This window comes from Erwinia sp. ErVv1, assembly GCF_900068895.1.
Taxonomy (GTDB): domain Bacteria; phylum Pseudomonadota; class Gammaproteobacteria; order Enterobacterales; family Enterobacteriaceae; genus Erwinia.
This window is the reverse complement of the sequence record NZ_CDPK01000002.1, coordinates 336924-357754: the sequence shown is the minus strand read 5'-3', so window position 1 is coordinate 357754 and position 20831 is coordinate 336924. Positions and strand designations below refer to the sequence as shown.

The 20831-nt window shown below is 57.6% G+C and carries 19 protein-coding genes and 1 pseudogene; 9 read left to right on the top strand and 11 right to left on the bottom strand.

Annotated features, from left to right (window positions below; translation table 11 throughout):
* Positions 1–200 precede the first annotated feature (200 nt).
* Complete coding sequence (locus A1830_RS03125; protein ID WP_067701608.1) at positions 201–1817, bottom strand: peptide ABC transporter substrate-binding protein; 1617 nt, start codon at positions 1815–1817, stop codon at positions 201–203.
* 189 nt (positions 1818–2006) lie between these two features.
* Between A1830_RS03125 and mpaA the strand changes: the two genes are divergently transcribed.
* Complete coding sequence (mpaA, locus tag A1830_RS03120; protein ID WP_067701603.1) at positions 2007–2714, top strand: murein tripeptide amidase MpaA; 708 nt, start codon at positions 2007–2009, stop codon at positions 2712–2714.
* On the opposite strand, the gene ycjG is transcribed toward mpaA, so the two are convergent.
* From ycjG to pspA, 8 genes and pseudogenes are all read right to left on the bottom strand, one after another.
* Positions 2697–3677 carry an L-Ala-D/L-Glu epimerase gene (ycjG, locus tag A1830_RS03115; protein ID WP_067701598.1) on the bottom strand — a complete coding sequence of 327 codons (981 nt, stop codon included), beginning with the start codon at positions 3675–3677 and terminating at the stop codon, positions 2697–2699. The two genes, mpaA and ycjG, sit on opposite strands and share 18 nt — an antisense overlap.
* Positions 3678–3766: 89 nt before the next feature.
* Positions 3767–5377 carry a transcriptional regulator TyrR gene (gene tyrR / locus A1830_RS03110; RefSeq protein ID WP_067701595.1) on the bottom strand — a complete coding sequence of 537 codons (1611 nt, stop codon included), beginning with the start codon at positions 5375–5377 and terminating at the stop codon, positions 3767–3769.
* 110 nt (positions 5378–5487) lie between these two features.
* A pseudogene (locus A1830_RS03105) lies at positions 5488–6437 on the bottom strand (TIGR01620 family protein).
* Positions 6434–7831: a YcjX family GTP-binding protein gene (locus A1830_RS03100; RefSeq protein ID WP_067701593.1), complete on the bottom strand. Its 1398-nt coding sequence runs from the start codon at positions 7829–7831 to the stop codon at positions 6434–6436. The pseudogene A1830_RS03105 and the gene A1830_RS03100 overlap by 4 nt, the downstream one beginning before the upstream one ends.
* Positions 7832–7912: 81 nt before the next feature.
* Positions 7913–8137 carry a phage shock protein PspD gene (gene pspD, locus A1830_RS03095; protein WP_073980943.1) on the bottom strand — a complete coding sequence of 75 codons (225 nt, stop codon included), beginning with the start codon at positions 8135–8137 and terminating at the stop codon, positions 7913–7915.
* Between the two features lie 55 nt (positions 8138–8192).
* The gene (gene pspC / locus A1830_RS03090) at positions 8193–8558 is read right to left on the bottom strand and encodes an envelope stress response membrane protein PspC (protein ID WP_067701592.1); all 366 of its coding nucleotides are present in this window, start codon (positions 8556–8558) and stop codon (positions 8193–8195) included.
* The gene (pspB, locus tag A1830_RS03085; protein WP_067701587.1) at positions 8555–8782 is read right to left on the bottom strand and encodes an envelope stress response membrane protein PspB; all 228 of its coding nucleotides are present in this window, start codon (positions 8780–8782) and stop codon (positions 8555–8557) included. The genes pspC and pspB overlap by 4 nt, the downstream gene beginning before the upstream one ends.
* Positions 8783–8847: 65 nt before the next feature.
* Positions 8848–9513 (bottom strand): phage shock protein PspA, encoded by a 666-nt coding sequence (gene pspA, locus A1830_RS03080; protein ID WP_067701585.1) that lies wholly within the window; start codon positions 9511–9513, stop codon positions 8848–8850.
* Between the two features lie 163 nt (positions 9514–9676).
* On the opposite strand from pspA, the gene pspF reads away from it, so the two are divergent.
* The 8 genes from pspF (at position 9677) to A1830_RS03045 (ending at position 17985) form a co-directional block, all read left to right on the top strand.
* Positions 9677–10696: a phage shock protein operon transcriptional activator gene (gene pspF, locus A1830_RS03075; protein WP_067701582.1), complete on the top strand. Its 1020-nt coding sequence runs from the start codon at positions 9677–9679 to the stop codon at positions 10694–10696.
* A 15-nt stretch (positions 10697–10711) separates the two neighbouring features.
* The gene (locus tag A1830_RS23650; RefSeq protein WP_156484926.1) at positions 10712–10810 is read left to right on the top strand and encodes a YoaK family small membrane protein; all 99 of its coding nucleotides are present in this window, start codon (positions 10712–10714) and stop codon (positions 10808–10810) included.
* Between the two features lie 616 nt (positions 10811–11426).
* Positions 11427–13052: an ABC transporter substrate-binding protein SapA gene (sapA, locus tag A1830_RS03070; RefSeq protein WP_067701579.1), complete on the top strand. Its 1626-nt coding sequence runs from the start codon at positions 11427–11429 to the stop codon at positions 13050–13052.
* A 1-nt stretch (position 13053) separates the two neighbouring features.
* On the top strand, positions 13054–14019 hold the full coding sequence (gene sapB / locus A1830_RS03065) for a putrescine export ABC transporter permease SapB (RefSeq protein ID WP_067701576.1): 966 nt from the start codon (positions 13054–13056) through the stop codon (positions 14017–14019).
* Positions 14006–14896: a putrescine export ABC transporter permease SapC gene (gene sapC, locus A1830_RS03060; RefSeq protein ID WP_067701574.1), complete on the top strand. Its 891-nt coding sequence runs from the start codon at positions 14006–14008 to the stop codon at positions 14894–14896. Before sapB ends, sapC begins: the two co-directional genes overlap by 14 nt.
* Positions 14897–15889, top strand: coding sequence for a putrescine export ABC transporter ATP-binding protein SapD (gene sapD, locus A1830_RS03055; protein ID WP_067701569.1), 993 nt, complete (start codon positions 14897–14899; stop codon positions 15887–15889).
* Positions 15889–16695, top strand: a complete 807-nt coding sequence (gene sapF, locus A1830_RS03050; RefSeq protein WP_067701565.1) for a putrescine export ABC transporter ATP-binding protein SapF — start codon at positions 15889–15891, stop codon at positions 16693–16695. Before sapD ends, sapF begins: the two co-directional genes overlap by 1 nt.
* Before the next feature lie 153 nt (positions 16696–16848).
* On the top strand, positions 16849–17985 hold the full coding sequence (locus tag A1830_RS03045) for a CMD domain-containing protein (protein WP_067701562.1): 1137 nt from the start codon (positions 16849–16851) through the stop codon (positions 17983–17985).
* On the opposite strand, the gene A1830_RS03040 is transcribed toward A1830_RS03045, so the two are convergent.
* Both A1830_RS03040 and A1830_RS03035 read right to left on the bottom strand, forming a co-directional pair.
* The gene (locus A1830_RS03040) at positions 17965–18870 is read right to left on the bottom strand and encodes a LysR family transcriptional regulator (protein WP_067701559.1); all 906 of its coding nucleotides are present in this window, start codon (positions 18868–18870) and stop codon (positions 17965–17967) included. The genes A1830_RS03045 and A1830_RS03040 overlap by 21 nt on opposite strands.
* Positions 18871–19014: 144 nt before the next feature.
* A complete protein-coding gene (locus A1830_RS03035; protein WP_067701552.1) occupies positions 19015–20607 on the bottom strand; it encodes a PTS transporter subunit EIIC in 1593 nt (530 codons plus the stop codon).
* Between the last annotated feature and the right edge of the window lie 224 nt (positions 20608–20831).

Here is a 20831-nt window from a genome sequence, read left to right as displayed (position 1 = left end):
AGGGAGCTGGAGGATGTGATAGCAACGGCTTTATTATCTGCTGGTTCCGGCAGCATGATGCGGTGAATAGTTCATCAATTCACCGCTAATTGTCACCATAGGTTTGCGTATGGCTTCCTGAGTCAAAGACCACCCTGCGGTCAGCGGCCATACGACGAAATGTTCACCGTGCTTAGTGCTTAGTGCTTAGTGCTTAGTGCTTAGTGCTTAAGAATATAGAGTTCGCGGCTATAGGCCACATCTTCAGGATTATTTACAGGATAACCTTTCACCCAGGGCTTAATCAGACGGCCATTGGTGTACTGATAGATCGGCGCAATGGGGGCCTGGTCCGCAATAATTTGCTCTGCCCGGTTATAGTCGCTGCTGCGGGCCTCGGCGCGCGTCTCCTGGCTGGCCTTATCCAGCACCGCGTCGTACTGCTTATCGGAAAACTTGGCAATATTTCCACTGTGGCTGGAGGTCAGCAGGCTGAGGAAGCTCGAAGGTTCATTATAGTCCCCCACCCATGAGGCCCGGATAACATCAAAATTGCCGCTGTTACGGCTGTCAATATAGGTTTTCCACTCCTGATTTTGCAGCTTCACGCTGACGCCCAGGTTTTTCTTCCACATTGACGCCACGGCGATGGCAATTTTCTGGTGGTTTTCGGAGGTGTTATAGAGCAGTGTCAGATTCAGTGGATGAGTGGGGCCATAGCCCGCGGCTGCCAGAAGCGCCCTCGCCTGCATATTCAGTTCAGCCTGAGTATGCTGCTGCAAAAAGCCCGGCACGGGTTTAAACCCGGCGGTCACGTCCGGCGTAAAATGCCAGGCGGGTTTCTCGCCGGTGCCTAATACCTTTTCAGCAATAATGGTGCGGTCGATAGTCCATGACAGCGCCTTGCGCACGCGCGGATCTGCGGTCGGTCCTTTGGTAGTGTTAAACGCGTAGTAGTAAGTTCCCAGCTGATCGGGCGTATAGACCTCATTGGGGATCTCTTTTTTCAGCAGGCCATACATATTTTTAGGAAAGGATTCGGTGATATCAATATCATTCGCCCGGTAGCGCTTGGTGGCGCTGGACTCTTCATTAATCGGCAGGAACGTCACTTTCGTCAGCAGCGAGTGCGCGTTATCCCAGTAGCTGTCATTACGTACCAGCACCAGCTTTTCATTCACTACCCGCTGCTGAAGCTTGTAGGCACCGTTGCCGACCAGATTTTCTGGCCGCGTCCAGTTTGCCCCGGCCTTTTCAATCACCTTCTGCGGCACCGGGAAGAGGCTGACGCTGGCGGCCAGGCTGGGGAACCAGGGAACCGGCCTGTCCAGCGTCACTTTCAGACGATGGTTGTCCAGCGCGGTTACGCCAAGCTTATCCGGTGAAAGCTGGCCTTTAGCAATTGCCCCGGCATTTTCAATACCCGCCAGTCCGGCAAACCAGGCAGAGTCGGAGGCAACCGCAGGATCAACCAGCCGCCGCCAGCTGTAAACAAAATCCTCTGCCGTGACAGGGTCACCGTTAGACCAGCGCGCGTCATTCCTGAGCGTGAATATCCAGCTTTTATTGTCGGTGGTATGCCACTGTTCTGCGACGCCGGGAACAATCTTCCCCGACGCATCCTGATTGGTGAGGCCTTCGAAAAGATCGCGGATAACCTGTATTTCAGGCAGGCCGACGGCTTTCGCCGGATCCAGCGAGGCCGGTTCATCTTTGATATGACGCACAATCTCCTGTCGTTCTGCCAGCACCGATCCGGGCGGCACGACCGCCGCACAGAGAGAGAGATTAACGGCCAGCGCAGCGGCAGCGAGGGTGAAGCGGGAAAGTTTCCTCATCAGAGCACCTTTAAACGATCGGGGTCGATTCGACAGGACGGGCGTATGACAGCACTTTAACGCAAATAGCTGATTGAAAAACAGCATTTTCCGCGCCCCCGATCGGGGCAGAGGGCGTCGCCGCGTACAGCGCTTTTGTTCGCCCGGTTTTTGCGCTAGTTTGAGGGAAATTATTCCGGAGCCAATACTATGTCTTTGAAACATCCACGACCCCGGCGCGGCAAGCTGGATGCTGAGTATAAGATTTATGGCACCTCAGTGCTGGGTGCCCCGCTGCTCTGGTTTCCCGCTCCCGCAGCGGATAGCGCCAGCGGGCTGATTCTGGCCGGCACGCATGGCGATGAAAACGCCGCAGTGGCTACGCTGTCCTGCGCGATGCGGACGCTGCAGGAGACGCATCGCCGACACCATGTGGTGCTGGCGGTAAACCCGGACGGCTGCCAGCTGGGGCTGCGTGCGAATTCACGCGGGGTGGACCTAAATCGTAATTTCCCCGCCGCTAACTGGCAGCCGGGCGAGACGGTTTATCGCTGGAACAGCGTGGCAGAAGAGCGCGATGTCCTGTTGTCAACGGGCAACCATCCGGCTTCAGAGCCTGAAACGCAGGCCCTGTGCGACCTGATTCACGCACTTAACCCGGCATGGATTGTCACGCTGCACGAGCCGCTGGCCTGCATTGAGGATCCTCACACCAGCCTGCTCGGACACTGGCTGTCAGAACGAATGGCGCTGCCGCTGGTTACCACCGTTGGCTACGCCACCCCCGGTTCGTTCGGCAGCTGGTGCGCCGACCTGAATCTGCCGGTGATAACCGCCGAACTCCCGGTAATATCCGTTGATGAAGCCACGGAAAAATACCTCGACGCGATGGTGGATCTGCTAAGCTGGCGTTCCTGACAGCGTAATGCGCCCACAGCTGAAATGCAGGGCTGGCTCCGCATCCGCGGCCAGCCAGGTAGGGCCATCGAAATCAACGTAGCGGGCGGACAGGACCAGCGGCAGCGCGGCGTTGATTGCCCGTGAGGTGCAGAGCATACAGCCGAGCATAATCTCAAATCCTTCCGCCTTTGCGGCCTCTGTCAGCGCCAGCGCCTCGGTCAGACCACCGCTTTTATCCAGCTTGATATTAACCATTTCATAGCGCCCCCTGAGCACGGGCAGGCTCTCACGCGAGTGACAGCTTTCATCGGCGCAGATGGGTAGCGGATGGATAAAGTTTTCCAGTAGCGCATCTTCACCAGCGGGGAGCGGCTGCTCCAGCATCACCACGCCGAGGTCGGCCAGCAGCTGACAGCGCGCCGCCAGGCCCTCTGCATGCCAGGATTCATTGGCATCGACGATAAGCATCGCATCCGGCACGGCCGTGCGCACCGCAACCAGCCTTTCAGTGATCAGCTGGTTATCCATTTTGATTTTTAACAGTTTTGCTCCGTTCTGCCACAGCGCCAGCGCACCGCTGGCCATCATCTCCGGCGTATCAATGCTGACGGTCTGCGCCATGGCGACCTGCTGCGGCATCTCTGTACCGGTAAGCTGCCAGAGTGACCGCTGCTGCTGGTTTACCTGCAAATCCCACAGCGCCGAGTCAATGGCATTGCGCGCCGCGCCCGGCGGCAATACCAGCTGGAGCGCTTCACGCGTCATCCCCTGGGCCAGTGCGTCCGTCAACCCGACGATCTGCGCCAGCACGGAGGCTTCGGTTTCGCCGTAGCGTGGATAGGGCGTACATTCACCGATCCCCCTGACGCCCCCCTCCTCCAGCTCAACCACCACCACCCCTGCCTCACTGCGCGCGCCACGGGCAATCACGAACGGCGTATGTAATGGCCAGCTTTCTGGATATACCCTGACTGTTCTCATAGACGGATCCTTGAAGGGAGTGAAATTCCCTGTTATGCCAGTGTGTGGCAAAACACAGCTTACAGGCCGGTTATGCACCGGCCACGCTTTTACTGCGGGGGCGCGTTACCCGCATCTTTTTTGGATGTTGCATCCTCCTCGCCACCTGCTTTTTTCTGGCTCAGACCATACTCACGAAGTTTATTCGCTATCGCAGTGTGGGACACGCCGAGCCGTTTCGCCAGTTTACGCGTGCTGGGATAATTGAGATAAAGGCGGGTCAGCACTGAACGCTCAAACCGGCTGGTGATCTCATCCAGCGAACCCTCAATGGCCTCATCCCCCAGCGGCATATCCAGGGCAAATTCAGGCAGCATGATATCCTGTGGCCGCAGCTCATCCCCTTCCAGCTGCGTCAGGGCACGATAAAGCACATTTTTCAGCTGACGAACGTTGCCAGGCCAGGTATAGCGGCTGAGAAAGGCGCTTAGCTGCGGGGAAAGCGTCGGTCTGGCTACGCCCTGTTCGTCCGCAAAGCGGGCGACAAACAGATCGGTTAACGGCAGAATATCCTGCGCGCGCTCGCGCAGCGGCGGCAAATTGAGCGTCAGCACGTTCAGGCGGTAGTAGAGATCTTCCCGGAATTCGCCGCGCTGTACCATTTCCGTCAGGTTCTTCTGCGTGGCGCAGATTACCCTGACGTCAACGTGAACTTCGTGCTCTTCACCGACGCGGCGGAAGGTGCCATCGTTCAGAAAACGCAGCAGTTTGGTCTGCATCCGGGGCGTCATTTCGCCGATCTCATCCAGCAGCACTGAACCGCCGCTGGCCTGTTCAAAGAAGCCCTTCTTCCCTTCAAGCGCATTCAGATAGGCCCCGGCGGCATGACCAAACAGTTCGCTTTCAGCCACATCATCCGGCAGGGAGGCACAGTTGAGGGCCAGGAAAGGCTTTTTACCCCTTGCACTGCGCAGATGGCAGGCCCGGGCCAGCATGTCCTTACCGGTGCCGGTATCGCCAACGATCAGCAGGGGCGCATCCAGCATCGCCAGCTTGCGGGCCTGATCGATGACCTGCCGCATTTTCGGGTTTACCGCCACAATATGCTGAAAATCGGTATCATCATTGACCTTCAGGTTCTGCAGCTGCTGGCCCATTCTCGCCGTAGACTTGAGCATCACCACAGCGCCAGCAGGCTGGCCCGCGTGGCTATTATCTTCAGCGGCATAAATGGGCGTGATCTCCATCAGGAAGTCTCGTCCCTGGATCACCACATGCAGCGCCTGCGGCTTGTCGCTTTCATTTTCCAGCCAGCGCTGGAAGTTAAAACCCGGGATCAGCGCACCCGCGCCTAAACTGCGCATTTTCGCTTCGTTAAGGGCGAACAGCCTCTCAGCCGCCGGGTTAACCCGTTCGATTTTGCTTTTCAGGTCGATAGAAAAAACCGGTTCCGGCATCGCAATCAGCAGTGCGCTAAGCGCACGGTGCTCGCGTTCAGACGGCAGAAACGCCACCGTCTTCACGTCGGTTACGCTCGGAATGCGACGGATTTCAGCCATTAGCTGGCTGAAGGACTCAAAATCGACCGGGGAGAAATTAAGGTATATGCGCCCGATAGAGGCTATTTCGATACCGCGAAGATCGATGTTGCGATCCACAAGCAGATCGAGCAGCTCGCGGGTCAGACCCAGCCGGTCCTGACAAAAAACTTCCAGACGCATGCGTGATAACCTTTATTTATGATGGGGCATTCCAGGTGGCGTAGTGCCGATAATACCTTATGATCCTTAACGTCAGAAGTGTCTGGAAGGAAAAGTTGACAGGTTGCAGGTTATTTTTCCGGATTTTTCCGCAGCGTCTCTTTCAGCTCGGTAATCAGATCGCGTCGGAAGTCACCGAGCCGCGGCTTATCCCCCGCCATCCAGGGCAATGGCCGGCAGAGCTCCATGGTTTTNCCAGCCGGAACAGACGCAGGCGGCTGAAGTAGCCCAGTTCAATGCCATACAGCGTGGCAATGCGATTAACCAGCCGCAGGTTGCGCCAGGCAATAAAGGTCATATCGACTAACGCCAGCGGGCTGACGGCAATCATCAGCGTCGATTCGGCCGCGCTGCGGCCAATTTCCCTGCGGGCCTGGCGATCCAGCTCGGGCTGGACCATACGGGCATAAAGCCCGACGATTTCGCGGTCGTTATTGGTTTCATGCAGGGCACCCCGCCAGCGTTGCAGCGCGGGATGCTGACGGGTCAGGCCCGCCTGGCGCGCCAGTCTCTCGCAGAAATCACGCCCTTTGCCGATGCCGTGGCTGGCCAGCAGGTCGCGCGCGACATCCCTTTCCTCCGCGCGTTCACGCAGCCGGTAAAGCCGACGCCATTCGGTCACCAGCGATCCAATGCCCGCCAGCACAATCATTCCCCCCGCCACGCAGCCGCCCATCGCCACCCAGTCCTGCTGGAGCCATGCGGTATGAGCCCACTGCGCCCCCTGAGCCACCAGGCTGACGGCGAATATTCCCAGCCCAACCCGCACCATTTTTCGCCACAGGCTGCGTCGCGGGCGGAGTGCGGCCTCCACCACCTGCTCACCCGCGCTCTCCTCTTCGGGTTCGGAAAGGGGATCCTGCACGGTGAAGGTGGAAATCCCCGGCTCAAATGCCCGGGCGGGTTGCAGCACAGAGGCCCTGTCAGCGGCTGAGACATCCGGCTGGAACCCTGATGCGGGATCCTTTTCCGCCCCTGTCGTGGGTGTAAAATCAATACGCGGTTTGAGCGGGGTGGTCATCGCAGCTTATCTCCCAGTAGAAATTCCAAAGCAGAGTCCATACGGATATGCGGCAGCGGGCGGTCCCTGTCGATCGACTGAGGCCGGAACTGTTCGAAATGAAAGCCCTGCTGCTGCCAAAAAGCCTCGCCCGGCAGGCGCGGCGGCACCTCGCCCGGAAAAACCGTGAGCGGCGCGTTATCGTTTAGCCGGTGACCCCGCAGCGCCGGAAAGCTCTCTCCCTGATGATCAACCAGGCCACTTTCGGTTGCCTGCACGGCGGCCAGCGCCACACAGTCGATGTCAATGCCTTCAAAGGCTGCATTTTGCCGTGCGTCCTGCACCAGCTGCTCCAGCAGCGAAACCAGATTGGCATGCTGGCTGGTGGTGACATGGTCAGATTTGGTCGCGGCAAACAGCAGTTTATCAATAACCGGTGAGAACAGGCGGCGAAACAGCGTACGCTGACCATATGAGAAGCTTTGCATCAGCTGGGTCATTGCCAGCCGCATATCGTTAAAGGCTTCGGGACCGCTGTTCAGCGGCTGCAGGCAATCCACCAGCACGATCTGCCGGTCAAAGCGCAGAAAATGATTTTTGTAGAATCCCTTCACCACATGCTGACAGTAGTAGTGAAAGCGGGCTTTCAGCATGGCGTAGTTACTGCCCGCCCCGGCCTGTGTCAGGGTGGAGTCATCCGCGGCATCCGCCTGCGGCCAGGGGAAGAACTGTAGCGCGGGCGCACCCGCCATCTCTCCCGGCAGCACAAATCTGCCCGGCTGGATAAAGTGCAATCCTTCCTGCTTGCATCGCAGCAGATAATCTGTCCAGGCGGCGGCGATTTCTGCCAGGCGGTTTTCGTCAGCGGGGGCCAGCGGATCAAGATCGTCACACAGCGCGCGCCATCGTGCTGACCACGCCGCCCGCGACCCGGTAAGCATGCCGTCCATCTGCCGCGACCAGCTGAGATAATCCTGCGCCAGCATGGGCAGATCCAGCAGCCATTCGCCGGGATAGTCGACGATTTCCAAAGTGAGCGTTGCAGTGTCGGCAAAATGGCGCAGGAGTGACGCGCGGGAACGGTAGCGCAGCGCCAGACGCACTTCGCTGACGCCTCGCGTTGGCGTTGGCCAGTTGGGCGGCGTGCCATAAAGCTGCGCCAGGCCTTCATCATAGGTAAAACGCGGGATGCCCATATCCCGCTGCGTGATGCGTTTGACTCCCTGTAGGCGCCCTTCCCGCACGGCGGTAAAGAATGGCAGTCGCGCACCGGCGTTAACGTTAAGCAACTGATTAATCAGAGACGTAATAAAAGCCGTTTTTCCGCTGCGGCTCAAGCCGGTAACCGCAAGGCGCAGGTGGCGATCCGTTCCCCGACTCACCAGCGAAAGTAATTCACTTTGCAGTCGTTTCATCCAGGTGTAAGGACCTCTTATAACGGGTGTATTGGCGTGATTGCGTCACCCAGTGTAGCAATTTATGGCGGGTTCATGCCCTCAGGGTTTATTCCAGCGCGCCGTGGCGTGACGCATCATCCGGCGCAGGAGAGGTTCCAGTGCCCAGGCCAGCACGATTTTTAGCGGGCGGCGCGCAACAGATTTGACCGCCCAGCCGGCCAGGCCCGCAGGGCCGTAGCTCATCGCACCGAGCAGCATAAATTTACCAGCCTGCTTTAAAACGGGTCTGGCGTGACGGTTAAAAGTCTGATGAACATTACGCAAGGGGTGTCTCCAGAATTATACCGGGCCCGGATGCGAGCCCGCGTGAACAACGGGATTAAAGCTGACGAAACCGACTGCGAACGCTAAAGGTTTCTGAGGTCACATAGCGTTCCATTTCGCGTAGCGGTAGCTCGACGCCGCGCAGTTCGTTCTGCAAATCATCGAGCAGTTCGCGCGCGCAAGGCCGGGGTTGCGCGCCAGTCGCCGCGCTGTCCGGCTTTTCATCAAGCAGGAAGGCCAGCGCAAAATAAGCGATAGCGGTGAAGATAAAAACACCGAAGAAAAGCGACAGCACCACCATCACCCGCACCAGCTGCACCGGTATATCCAGAAATTCAGCCAGGCCCGCGCAGACGCCCTTGATCTTACCTCTGGCCGGAATGCGGTACAGCCTGCGGCCCTTAAATGTCAGGTCAATCATGGCTGCCTCCAGTTAGGGTGCTCCGCGTTAAGGATCTCTTCCAGCGTCTGAATGCGCTCGCGCATCCTTTTTGCATCAGCCGTGAGCTGCTGTAGCCGCTGGACCTCGCTCTGGGACAGTTCAGCACCGCCATTCTGACGGTTACTGTAGTGCAGCCATAACCAGACCGGTGCCACAAACAGCATAAAAATGGTTAAAGGTATGGCCAGAAATAACGCGCTCATTCACTCTCCTTGAAACAGTTATCCGATAGCTGACGTGGGCACCCACAGGGGTGCCATTCAAAGACTTATTCGCCGCGGTTCATTTTCGCTTTCAGCGCGGCCAGCTGCTCGCTGATTTCGTCATCGGCGTGCAGGTCGGCAAACCGCTGGTCGAGCGTCTGCTGTTTGCCAAAACTCTGGCTTTCGGCTTCCGCTTCCATATGGTCGATGCGGCGTTCAAACGACTCAAACCGCGCCATCGCCTGATCGATTTTACCGCTGTCCAGCTGGCGACGCACATCGCGAGAGGACGAAGCCGCCTGGTGACGCAGGGTCAGCGCTTTTTGACGCGCGCGCGTTTCGCTCAGCTTCTTCTCCAGCTCGCCGATTTCGCCTTTCAGACGTACCAGCGTCTCATCGACCTGCTCCGCTTCCCGGCTCAGCGTCGTGACCAGCTCGGTCAGCTTCTGCTTTTCGATCAGCGCCGCGCGGGCCAGATCGTCTTTCTCTTTGCGCAGAGCCAGCTCGGCTTTGTCCTGCCAGTCGGCCTGCTGTGTTTCCGCCTGCTCGATACGACGCGAGAGCTGTTTCTTTTCTGCCAGCGCACGGGCAGAAGTGGAACGGACTTCAATCAGCGTGTCTTCCATTTCCTGAATCATCAGGCGAACCAGCTTCTGCGGATCTTCCGCTTTTTCCAGCAGAGAGTTAATGTTGGCATTCACGATGTCAGCAAAGCGAGAAAAAATACCCATAATTACACTCCTCATTAATCTGTTTATCAGGCGCGGTGCGCTCTGTTATCTAATTCAATTCCCGTGCCAACTTTTATCTTACTGATTTAACACAAAAAGATTACTTTACACCCTGGCAAGGTAAGTTTAAGGTGGTGTAAATCACTAACAGATGGTGAATTTCATGAGCGAATTTAACGATACCCTGCTGGGCGAGTCGAACAACTTTCTTGAGGTGCTGGAACAGGTTTCCCGCCTTGCCCCGCTGAACAAGCCGGTGCTGGTGACCGGCGAACGCGGAACCGGCAAGGAGCTGATCGCCAGCCGCCTGCACTACCTCTCTGACCGCTGGCAGGGGCCGTTTATTTCGCTAAACTGCGCGGCGCTGAACGAAAACCTGCTCGACTCCGAGCTGTTTGGGCATGAGGCGGGCGCCTTTACCGGTGCGCAAAAGCGCCATCTGGGCCGCTTTGAGCGCGCAGACGGAGGAACGCTGTTTCTGGATGAGCTGGCAACGGCCCCGATGCTGGTTCAGGAGAAGCTGCTGCGGGTAATTGAATACGGACAGCTGGAGCGGGTCGGTGGAAGTCAGCCGCTACAGGTAAGCGTCAGGCTGGTCTGTGCCACTAATGACGACCTGCCCCTGCTGGCACAGCAGGGGAAATTCCGCGCGGATTTGCTCGATCGTCTCGCCTTCGATGTGGTACAACTGCCCCCGCTGCGCGAACGCCGCAGCGATATTCTGGTCATGGCTAACCATTTCGCCATACAGATGTGTCGGGAACTGGGACTGATGCTTTTTGCCGGATTCACCCAGAACGCACAGCAGACGTTGCTGGCCTATCACTGGCCCGGTAATATTCGTGAGCTAAAAAACGTGGTTGAACGCTCAGTATACCGCCATGCAGAACCCGACCAGCCGCTGGATGATATTATCCTCGATCCTTTTCAGCGGCGTTCCTCCGCGCTCACGGCACAATCAGCACCGGCACCGACGGCTGCGCCACAGCTACCCGCCCTGCCCGTGGATTTACGCCGCTGGCAGAATGAACAGGAAAAAGCGCTGCTGGAAAAAGCCCTGGTGGAGTCCCGCTTCAACCAGCGCCGGGCGGCTGCGTTGCTGGTGGTAACCTATCATCAACTGCGCGCGATGATGAAAAAGCACGATATAAATGGCGAGAAACAGGCAGTTGTTCAACCTTAACCCAGAGAAACACCGATGAACCTGAAATTAATTCCACCCGTTATTATCCTCGTTGCGGCCGTCGCCTTTATGTCGTGGTTTTTAGCCAGCGGCGCGTTTGCACCTGGAAGCTAAAGTTCCTGACCCCGCGCGCGGCGCTGAGGTCATTTCTAAAATGCATAACGTGCTTATTTTTACGCCTTTTTAAGACAATAATATCTATTTTGTTTTAACTCTGTAGGCTGTGGTCATCAGTAAGCGAGGGATTGGTACTGAGTGCATTTTGGATAACCCCTTTTGTAGTGCTTGCTGCCCGGTAACGCGGGCCTTTTTACATTACAACCGAATTGAACAAGCGGGATACTCCTACTATCCTGCAAGTGGAAATAAGCCCGCCTCGTGCGGGTTTTTTTTCGTCTTTCGGCATCCAGTGAGAGCAAAAAAAAAGCCCGCTCAAGGCGGGCTAAAGTATTACTGGAAGCAATGTGAGCAATGTCGTGCTCTTCTTCAGTAGAGCCACCGTCGAAGCGCATTTGAATAGTAATCATTCTCACTACTGTCTGTAAAGCATTTTGTTGAGAATTTTTCTCATTACCATAGCAACCCTGGGCGTATTGGCAGCAATCCGCCGGGCGGTGGGTTAGGCGTTCAGGCGCAGGGTGGTTTAAAAAGCGCCAGTTACCACTGCAAACTTTGGGCGATACGGGAGAGTGCGATACACTCTGATTATTGCCTGATTTTCAGATGACCTATGCGCACACTTATCCCCACCCTACTGACCGGACTGGCTCTGCTGGCCTCTGCCTCTGCCTGCTCCGCCCCGCCGGGCGATATTCGCCAGAGCGGATTTGTCTACTGCGTTAACGGCGCGGTAACCACGTTCAACCCGCAGCTGGCCAGCGGCGGACTGGTCGTGGATACGCTGGCCGCCCAGATGTATGACCGCCTGCTGGATGTCGACCCCTATACTTACCGGCTGATCCCCGAGCTGGCGGAAAGCTGGGAGATACGGGACGACGGTGCCACCTACCGTTTTCATCTGCGCCATAACGTCCCGTTTCAGAAAACCGCCTGGTTCACGCCCACGCGCGCGATGAACGCTGACGACGTGGTTTTCAGCTTTCAGCGTATTTTCGATCGCCGTTCGCCCTGGCATAACGTTAACGGGGGCAGCTATCCCTATTTTGACAGCCTGCAATTTGCCGATGCGGTTAAAAGCGTGAAAAAGCTCGATCGGAACACCGTTGAAATCCAGCTAAAAAATCCTGACGCCTCTTTTCTCTGGCATATGGCCACCCACTACGCCCCGGTGCTGTCGGCAGAGTATGCGGAACAACTGACGCGCGCAGACCATCAGGAGCAGATGGACCGTCAGCCGGTGGGCACCGGGCCTTTTATGCTCAGCGATTATCGTACCGGACAATATATTCGCCTGGCGCGCAATCCTGACTACTGGAAGGGTCTGCCGCGTATGGCGCAGGTGGTGATTGATATGGGCGCAGGCGGCACAGGACGGCTGTCGAAGCTGCTTACCGGTGAGTGCGACGTGCTGGCTTACCCGGCGGCCAGTCAGATTTCCGTGCTGCGCGACGATCCCCGCCTGCGGCTTACGCTGCGGCCGGGGATGAATATCGCCTATCTGGCCTTTAACACCCGCAAAGCGCCGCTGGACCGCCCGGACGTACGTCAGGCGCTGGCGCTGGCGATAAATAATGAACGCCTGATGGAATCGATCTATTACGGTACGGCGGAAACCGCCGCCTCGATCCTGCCGCGCGCCTCCTGGGCCTATAATAATGATTCGCGGGTGACGGAATACAATCCCGGTAAGGCGCGCGAGTTGCTGAAGGCACAGGGCGTGGAAGACCTGCATCTCACGCTGTGGGTGCCCTCGGCTTCTCAGGCGTGGAATCCCAGTCCGTTAAAGACCGCCGAGCTGATTCAGGCCGACCTGGCGCAGATTGGCGTGACGGTGACTATCGTCCCCGTTGAAGGCCGTTTTCAGGAAGCCCGCCTGATGGAGATGAACCACGATTTGACGCTGGCGGGATGGGCAACCGACAGCAACGATCCGGACAGTTTTTTTCGCCCGCTGCTGAGCTGTGCGGCTATAGGATCGCAGACGAACTATGCGCACTGGTGCGATGCCGCGCTGGATGACGTGCTGCATAAGGCCCTGCTCTCCCAGCATCTTTCATCGCGCGTCGACTACTACGCTCAGGCGCAAAGCATGCTGGCAAAATCTTTACCGGTGCTGCCGCTGGCTTATTCTCTCCGTCTGCAGGCCTACCGGGCCGACATCCACGGTCTGGTACTGAGTCCCTTTGGTAATGCGTCGTTTGCCGGCGTTCATCGCGATAAGGCTGGGGGGAAATAATATGGTGATTTTCACTCTGCGAAGGCTGGTGCTGTGGCTGGTGACGCTATTTATGCTGACGCTGGTGGGCTTTAGCCTGAGTTATTTTACGCCGCATGCCCCGCTACAGGGCGCCTCATTTAGCGATGCTTTTGTGTTCTGGTATAAAGGACTTTTCCAGCTCGATTTCGGCGTGTCGAGTATCAACGGCGAACCAATAGGCCCGCAGATACGCGAAGTGTTTCCGGCCACGCTTGAGCTCTGCCTGCTGGCTTTTTCACTGGCCATGCTGATTGGTATTCCACTGGGCATCGCCGCAGGTGTCATGCGCAATAAATGGCAGGATAAGCTTATCAGCGCGATTGCGCTGCTCGGATTCTCCCTGCCGGTGTTCTGGCTGGCGCTGCTGCTGACGCTCTATTTCTCGCTGAATCTCGGCTGGCTGCCCGTTTCCGGGCGGTTTGACCTGCTTTACCCGGTCAAAAATATCACCGGCTTTGCGCTGATTGATGCCTGGCTTAGCCACTCCCCCTGGCGGCATGAAATGATGATCAGCGCGCTGATGCACGCCATTCTGCCGGTGACGGCACTGGCCGTCGCGCCCACTACCGAGGTGATCCGACTGCTGCGCATCAGTACGCGTGAGGTGATGGAGAAAAACTATATTAAGGCCGCCGCTACCCGGGGTCTGTCGCTGATGACCATTATCCGGCGTCACGTGCTGCATAATGCGCTGCCACCGGTTATACCCCGCCTGGGACTGCAATTTTCAACCATGCTGACGCTGGCGATGATCACCGAAGTGGTGTTTAGCTGGCCGGGTCTGGGTCGCTGGCTGGTGGATGCCATTCGCCAGCAGGATTATGCGGCTATCTCAGCGGGCGTGATGACGGTGGGTGGATTGGTGATCACCGTTAACGTTCTGGCGGATATTCTCGGTGCCCTCACCACGCCACTTAAGCATAAGGAGTGGTATGCCCTCAGATAACATTTACGACGAGAAGCGGTTACCCAGTCCGCTTCGCCACACCTGGGGCCTGTTTTACCGGGATACCACCGCAATGATTGGCTTTTATACCTTTATTGCGCTGCTGCTGGTGTGCATCTTTGGCCGCCTGCTGGCTCCCTACGGTCTCGACCAGCAGTTTCTGGGCTATCAGCTGATGCCGCCCTCATGGTCGCGCTATGGCGATGTCTCATTCTTTCTCGGCACCGACGATTTGGGTCGTGACGTGCTGAGCCGTCTGCTGAGCGGTGCCGCCCCCACCGTGGGGTCGGCGATTCTGGTGACCCTGCTTGCCGCCGTCTGCGCCATGGTGCTGGGGGTGATGGCCGGTCTGACCCGTGGGCTGCGGTCCGCCCTGCTTAATCACGTGCTGGATACGCTGCTCTCGCTGCCCTCCCTGCTGCTGGCAATTATCGTGGTGGCCTTTATGGGGCCACGGCTTGAACATGCGCTGCTGGCGGTATTTCTGGCGATACTGCCCCGGCTGGTTCGCGCCATCTATACGGCGGTGCATGACGAGCTTGAGAAGGACTATGTGGTCGCGGCCAGGCTGGACGGGGCCACCAGCATGGATATTCTTCGTCATGCGATTTTCCCCAATATCCTTGGGCTGCTGGTGAGCGAATTTACTCGTGCGCTGTCGATGGCGATCCTGGACATTGCCGCACTGGGTTTTCTCGATTTAGGTGCGCAGTTGCCCTCACCTGAATGGGGCGCGATGCTGGGTGATGCGCTGGAGCTGATTTACGTGGCCCCCTGGACAGTGATGCTGCCCGGCGGCGCCATTATGCTGAGCGTACTGATCGTCAATTTGCTGGGTGACGGCATCCGCCGCGCCATTGTATCGGGAGTTGAATAGATGCCGCTGCTCGATATTCGCAATCTGACCATTGAATTTATCACCGCTGACGGACCGGTGAAGGCCGTGGATCGCGTCAGTATGACGCTAAGCGCGGGCGAGGTTCGCGGGCTGGTGGGCGAATCCGGTTCTGGTAAAAGCCTGATCGCGAAGGCGATTTGCGGCGTAACCCGCGATAACTGGCGCGTGACCGCCGATCGTATGCGCTTTGATGATATTGATCTCCTTCATCTTTCTCCGCGCGAGCGTCGCAAAATCATCGGCCACAATATTTCGATGATTTTTCAGGAGCCGCAGTCCTGCCTGGATCCCTCTGCCAGCATTGGACGCCAGCTGGTGCAGGCGATCCCCGGCTGGACGTGGAAAGGCCGCTGGTATCAGCGCTTTCGCTGGCGGCACCGCCGGGCCATTGAGCTGCTTCACCGCGTGGGGATTAAAGACCATAAGGAGATTATGAGCAGTTTCCCCTATGAGCTGACCGAGGGGGAGTGTCAGAAGGTGATGATTGCCATCGCCCTGGCGAACCAGCCGCGGCTGCTGATTGCGGATGAGCCAACCAATGCTATGGAACCGACCACCCAGGCGCAAATTTTTCGGCTGCTGTCGCGGCTTAATCAGAACAATAACACCACGATACTGCTGATCAGCCACGATCTTCAGATGCTGAGCCACTGGGCTAACCGCATCAATGTGATGTACTGCGGCCAGACGGTGGAAACTGCGCTGAGTCCCGATCTGCTCGATACGCCGCACCACCCTTATACCCAGGCGCTGATCCGCGCCATGCCGGACTTTGGCCGCGCGCTACCGCATAAAAGTCGGCTGAATACGCTACCCGGCGCGATCCCTTCGCTTGAGCATCTGCCGATTGGCTGTCGGCTGGGTCCACGCTGCCCCTATGCCCAGAAGACCTGTATTCAGACGCCGAGGCTGACCGGGACGAAAAGCCACCTGTACGCCTGCCACTTCCCGCTCAATATGGAGAGTCAGTAATGGTGGATACGCTGCTTGAAGTGCGCGCGCTGAGCAAAACTTACCGCTACCGTACGGGCCTGTTCCGCCGTCAGCACGTGGAGGCGGTAAAATCCGTCAGTTTTACCCTGTCTGAGGGTCAGACGCTGGCGATTATCGGTGAGAACGGCTCGGGTAAGTCAACCCTGGCGAAAATGCTCAGCGGCATGATTGCGCCGACCGCCGGCGATATTATTATCGATGACCGGCCGCTGGAATACGGCGACTATGGCTATCGCAGCCAGCGTATTCGCATGATATTTCAGGATCCCTCTACATCCCTGAACCCGCGTCAGCGCATCAGTCAGATTCTGGACTTTCCCCTCAGGCTCAATACCGATCTCTCAGCCGAAGCGCGCGAAGAGCGCATTATTGCTACGCTGCGCCAGGTGGGCCTGCTCAGAGATCATGCTGCCTACTACCCCCATATGCTGGCACCGGGGCAGCGGCAGCGCGTGGGCCTGGCGCGCGCGCTTATCCTCCAGCCGAAGGTCATTGTCGCCGATGAGGCGCTGGCCTCGCTGGATATGTCGATGCGTTCACAGCTAGTTAATCTGATGCTGGAGCTACAGGATAAGCATGGCATCGCCTATATCTATGTCACCCAGCATTTGGGGATGATGAAGCATATCAGCGACAAGGTGCTGGTCATGCATCAGGGAGAAGTGGTGGAGCGCGGCAGCACCGCGGATGTGATGGCCAGCCCGCTGCACGACCTGACCCGACGCCTGATTAGCAGTCACTTTGGCGAAGCCCTGACCGCCGACGCCTGGCGCAAGGATCGCTAACCTCATTATACCTTTACGCTATTAATTAGCACCGATTGGTCTTTGGTTCACTTCTCCCGTTGCGCCAGGATGATTCTGTTCTTCAGGCCCGGTCAACGCGTTTTGCCGCCTTTTACCCTTTCGCCGGGCCGGCTAACTTGAAAAGGAATGACCATGGAACAGCGCCGTTTTTCCGGCAACAGTCACTGGTATCATGAAACACAGTCCACGCTCACGTCGCAGGCTGCCCCGCTGGTTCCTGAAGCGGCCGATATCGAAGATCGATTTTTGCTAGGCCTGGCATCAGCCTGCACGGGTGAATTACAGGAGACGATGTTCCTGGCGCAGCCTGCTCTGCTCGCTTCCCGTGAAATGTATGATGTGCTGCTTCCCCGACAGGTCACCACCAGCCTGACGCACACCCTGACGCTGTATGACCGGCTGAGCACCGCGCTGACCGTCGCGCAGGTTACCGGTATTCAGCGTCTGTGTAATCACTACGCTGCGCGGCTTAATCCGCTGCCTGGCCCGGACTCCTCGCGCGAAAGCAATCATCGCCTGACGCAAATAACGGAATATGCCCGCCAGCTGGCCAGCCAGCCCACGCTGATCACCCCCGCTACGCTTATGCGCCTGGATGAGGTTGGCCTGACGGCACCGGATATAATCACCTTCAGCCAGATAATCGGCTTCGTCAGCTACCAGGCTCGCGTGGTGGCCGGTATTCACGCCATGCTGGCGCTGCCAGTTTGCTGGATCCCCGGCGTAAACGTACCAGCGGATGCTGACCCCTTTTTACCCGGCGACCGCTGGCAGCCGCAGCTGCCGCCCGTCGAGCTGCGCTATGCTTCCGCGCGCCAGCTGGAAGCGCTGACCTTTTGCCAGCCACAGGCCGTGCTGAAGGAGAGCGCATGGCTTTTAGCGCATGACGCGTCGGCACTTTATGGCTGGGGCAGGTTGTTTGCCGCGCTGGAAGCGTCGCTTGAAACGCCTGAAGGCGCGCTGGCGGCGGCCGTGGCGGCGAGGATTAACGGCAGTGCGGCCTGCTTTTACCGTTATCCATCAGGCGTGTTACGGGATGCCTTGCAGCAGAACATCGAACGGGCCATGGCAGTGGCTGGCGACACCGATCGGGCCATCATTCAGGCGGCTGCTCAGCTCACCCGCTCGCCCGAGCGCTTTAACGCCGCTCAGGTCCAACCGCTTCAGGCGCAGGGATTCACGCTTAGCCTGAAGCTGAACATTTTCATGAGCACGGCGCTGGCCAGCTGGAACAACCGCCTGATGCAGTCACTGGGCACGACCACCTGACCAGCCGCGTACCTCATCAAAAAAGTGCTGTGACAGCGGTGTCGCCCTGCCCGGCTCCGCAATCACCACTGCGGCCTGACGGGCCATCGGCTCGATAACCAGCCTGCGTCGTTGCAGCTCGGGGGTCATTTCCGCAAGCAGGTGTCCGCAGGGTGAAATCAGCGCCCCCAGGCCAACCTGGGTGGCCTGTACCAGCTGAAAAATCGAGGTGGTTTCCAGTATCACCCGCAGGCGGACGTCGGCTTCGCGAAAGTGGCTGTCCAGATAGCGCCGGAAATAGCGCGTCTGCTCGGCAAGGCACAGGGGTATCCCGGCCAGTTCGCCAGGCATCAGCGACTCGTCGCCCACCAGCTGCGGGAAGTGTTGCGGGTGGAAGACCACTTCCACGCCTTCATCCTGTAATGAGATGGCCTGAAAATGCAGCTCACGCAGGGTCGCAGGCTCAAAAAAGCCAATGCCGACATCAACGGTGTGGCTGTTAAGCGCATCCAGCAGCTGATCGGCGCTAAGCACCGCCACCCGGTAATCGAGATCGGGATAGCGGTCGCCAATGACTTTCAGCATCAGCGGCAGCGAGAGGCTGCACTGCGGTACCACGCCAATACGCAGCGTACCGTTTACCCCGTGCTTAAGGGATTCCACCTCCAGCTTAAGCCCCTGGTAAACCGACACGATCTCCCGCGCCCAGACCAGCACCCGCTCGCCTTCGGCGGTAAAGCCATCAAAGTTGTTGCTGCGGTTAATCAGCGACAGTTCCAGCTCCCGCTCAAGGTTTTTCAGGCGCATCGATAGCGTGGGCTGACTGACAAAACTGGCCTCTGCGGCGCGGCCAAAGTGCCTCTCGCGCTCAAGGTTGACCAGGTAAATAAGCTGTTTTATATCCATTATTTCTTAATATCACGTCATTAGGTACAGTCAGCGGGGTGATCATGTTGACGCTGAGCCGGATGCGGGAAGACCTATACTGACACAGCGTCCCATGTTTCAATGGTGTAAACAACCGCACTCTTTTCCTGGTTTCAGATCCATTCAGGTAACGCCGAGGGCTGTTTTGACCTCGTTGGCGATGTTCTCTACCTGCGGACCGTAAACAACCTGTACGTCATGATCGCTGACGCGCTTTACGCCGTTTGCTCCGGTCGTTAGCAGGGTTTTGTCATCCACCTCCTGCATCGCCCTGACCCTCACCCGCAGTCGGGTAAAGCAGCAATCAATATCCTCTATATTGGCCTCGCCGCCCAGCCCGCTGATAATGATCCGCGTGCGCTCTCCGGCATCGGAGATAGCGGATTGTTTATCCTCCTCTTCCGACTCTCTGCCGGGGGTTTCGACCCGCATGCGCAGAATAATAAAGCGGAAACCGTAGTAATATACCGGTATATAGAGTGCGCCCAGCACCAGCGTCCACCACCACTGCGTTTTGCCGCCGCCCAGCACCCCAAAGACCATCAGATCGATGGCGCCGCCCTGCACATTGCCAATCATCAGGTGCAGCACTGACATCAGCATAAAAGAGAGGCCGCTGAGCAGCGCGTGCAGCAGGTACAGCACCGGGGAGACGAAGATAAAACAGAACTCCAGCGGTTCGGTAATGCCGGTGGTAAACGAGGTCAGTGCGCCTGCCAGCATCAGGGCTTTTACCCGCTGTTTGTGTTCAGGGCGGGCGCAGTGATACATCGCCAGCGCGGCCGCAGGCAGTCCGAACATCATGACCGGAATTTTGCCCTGCGCCAGAAAGCGGGTGGCGCTGCGTACCGCGTCATCGCTGAGGCTTTGCGGATGCGTAAGGGAGTAATTAAAGATATTCAAAGCCCCTACCAGCGTTTGATTATCCACCTGAGCGATGCCGCCTATAGGCGTGAAACGCACGGTTTCATTGAGAATGTGGTGAAGTCCGGTGGGGATCAGCAGCCGCTCGCTGCTGCCATACAGAAATGCGCCGTACTGACCGCTTCGGCCAATCAGTGCGCCAATCCAGGCTATCCCGGAACCTATTGTCGGCCAGATCCCAGCCAGCAGCACCCCTGCCAGTGGCAGAACCAGCACGGTCACGATGGGCACCAGCCGCCTGCCGCCAAAGAAACCGATGGCCATTGGAAGCTGCGTGGTATAGAAGCGGTTATGGAGCGCCGCCGTCAGCAAACCGGCGATCACCCCGCCGAGCACGCTCATATTAAAGGTAAAGATGCCCAGCGTTTCGGTGTACTCCGCCGAGGTCATCAGCGCGGCGGTTTGCGTCATCCCCTTTGCCTGAAGGGCTGCGGACGTGGTGGTCGCGGCGGTCAGCCCCTGCGCCGCCAGTGTGGCACTGATGCCAACGTGCATAGCAATAAAACCGATCACCGCGGCGAACGCTGCGGTGGGCTTTTCGGCTTTCGCCAGACCAATTGCGCTGGCCACGGCAAAAAAAAGCGGCAGGTTAGCAAATAGTGCGCCCGCCACCTTACGAATAAAGCCGATCAGCAGTTGAGGGAGGGGCCAGCTGGCAAAGGTTTCGCCGGTTACGGCCGGATTTTGCAGGGCAGCCGCCAGGCCGAGGAAAATACCGGCGGCCGCAATCACGGAGATGGGCATCATCAGCGCCTTCCCGAAGGCGTGGATTTTACTGGCAAATTCTTTCATAGGTCCCTCAACGCGTCGGTGAGAAAGCCTAATTATTAGCCAATTCGCCGGACGGGAACGGTTTGCTCATAGTTTTGTGGCGCAATGTTTGAGTCCCATCACGCTTTCGCGATAAACATTAGCTATCGCACCATTAAACCAATCAATTAGACAATTTTTTTACCTGAATGCAGACTTATCCCATAAAAGAAGCAATAGTTTATTAACATCCCAAAAACATAAAT

Coding starts and splice junctions, on each gene's coding strand:
- A1830_RS03125 (WP_067701608.1), bottom strand. CDS start 1,817: ATGAGGAAACTTTCCCGCTTCACCCTCGCTGCCGCTGCGCTGGCCGTT.
- mpaA (WP_067701603.1), top strand. CDS start 2,007: ATGTCTTTGAAACATCCACGACCCCGGCGCGGCAAGCTGGATGCTGAG.
- ycjG (WP_067701598.1), bottom strand. CDS start 3,677: ATGAGAACAGTCAGGGTATATCCAGAAAGCTGGCCATTACATACGCCG.
- tyrR (WP_067701595.1), bottom strand. CDS start 5,377: ATGCGTCTGGAAGTTTTTTGTCAGGACCGGCTGGGTCTGACCCGCGAG.
- A1830_RS03100 (WP_067701593.1), bottom strand. CDS start 7,831: ATGAAACGACTGCAAAGTGAATTACTTTCGCTGGTGAGTCGGGGAACG.
- pspC (WP_067701592.1), bottom strand. CDS start 8,558: ATGATTGACCTGACATTTAAGGGCCGCAGGCTGTACCGCATTCCGGCC.
- pspB (WP_067701587.1), bottom strand. CDS start 8,782: ATGAGCGCGTTATTTCTGGCCATACCTTTAACCATTTTTATGCTGTTT.
- pspA (WP_067701585.1), bottom strand. CDS start 9,513: ATGGGTATTTTTTCTCGCTTTGCTGACATCGTGAATGCCAACATTAAC.
- pspF (WP_067701582.1), top strand. CDS start 9,677: ATGAGCGAATTTAACGATACCCTGCTGGGCGAGTCGAACAACTTTCTT.
- A1830_RS23650 (WP_156484926.1), top strand. CDS start 10,712: ATGAACCTGAAATTAATTCCACCCGTTATTATCCTCGTTGCGGCCGTC.
- sapA (WP_067701579.1), top strand. CDS start 11,427: ATGCGCACACTTATCCCCACCCTACTGACCGGACTGGCTCTGCTGGCC.
- sapB (WP_067701576.1), top strand. CDS start 13,054: ATGGTGATTTTCACTCTGCGAAGGCTGGTGCTGTGGCTGGTGACGCTA.
- sapC (WP_067701574.1), top strand. CDS start 14,006: ATGCCCTCAGATAACATTTACGACGAGAAGCGGTTACCCAGTCCGCTT.
- sapD (WP_067701569.1), top strand. CDS start 14,897: ATGCCGCTGCTCGATATTCGCAATCTGACCATTGAATTTATCACCGCT.
- sapF (WP_067701565.1), top strand. CDS start 15,889: ATGGTGGATACGCTGCTTGAAGTGCGCGCGCTGAGCAAAACTTACCGC.
- A1830_RS03045 (WP_067701562.1), top strand. CDS start 16,849: ATGGAACAGCGCCGTTTTTCCGGCAACAGTCACTGGTATCATGAAACA.
- A1830_RS03040 (WP_067701559.1), bottom strand. CDS start 18,870: ATGGATATAAAACAGCTTATTTACCTGGTCAACCTTGAGCGCGAGAGG.
- A1830_RS03035 (WP_067701552.1), bottom strand. CDS start 20,607: ATGAAAGAATTTGCCAGTAAAATCCACGCCTTCGGGAAGGCGCTGATG.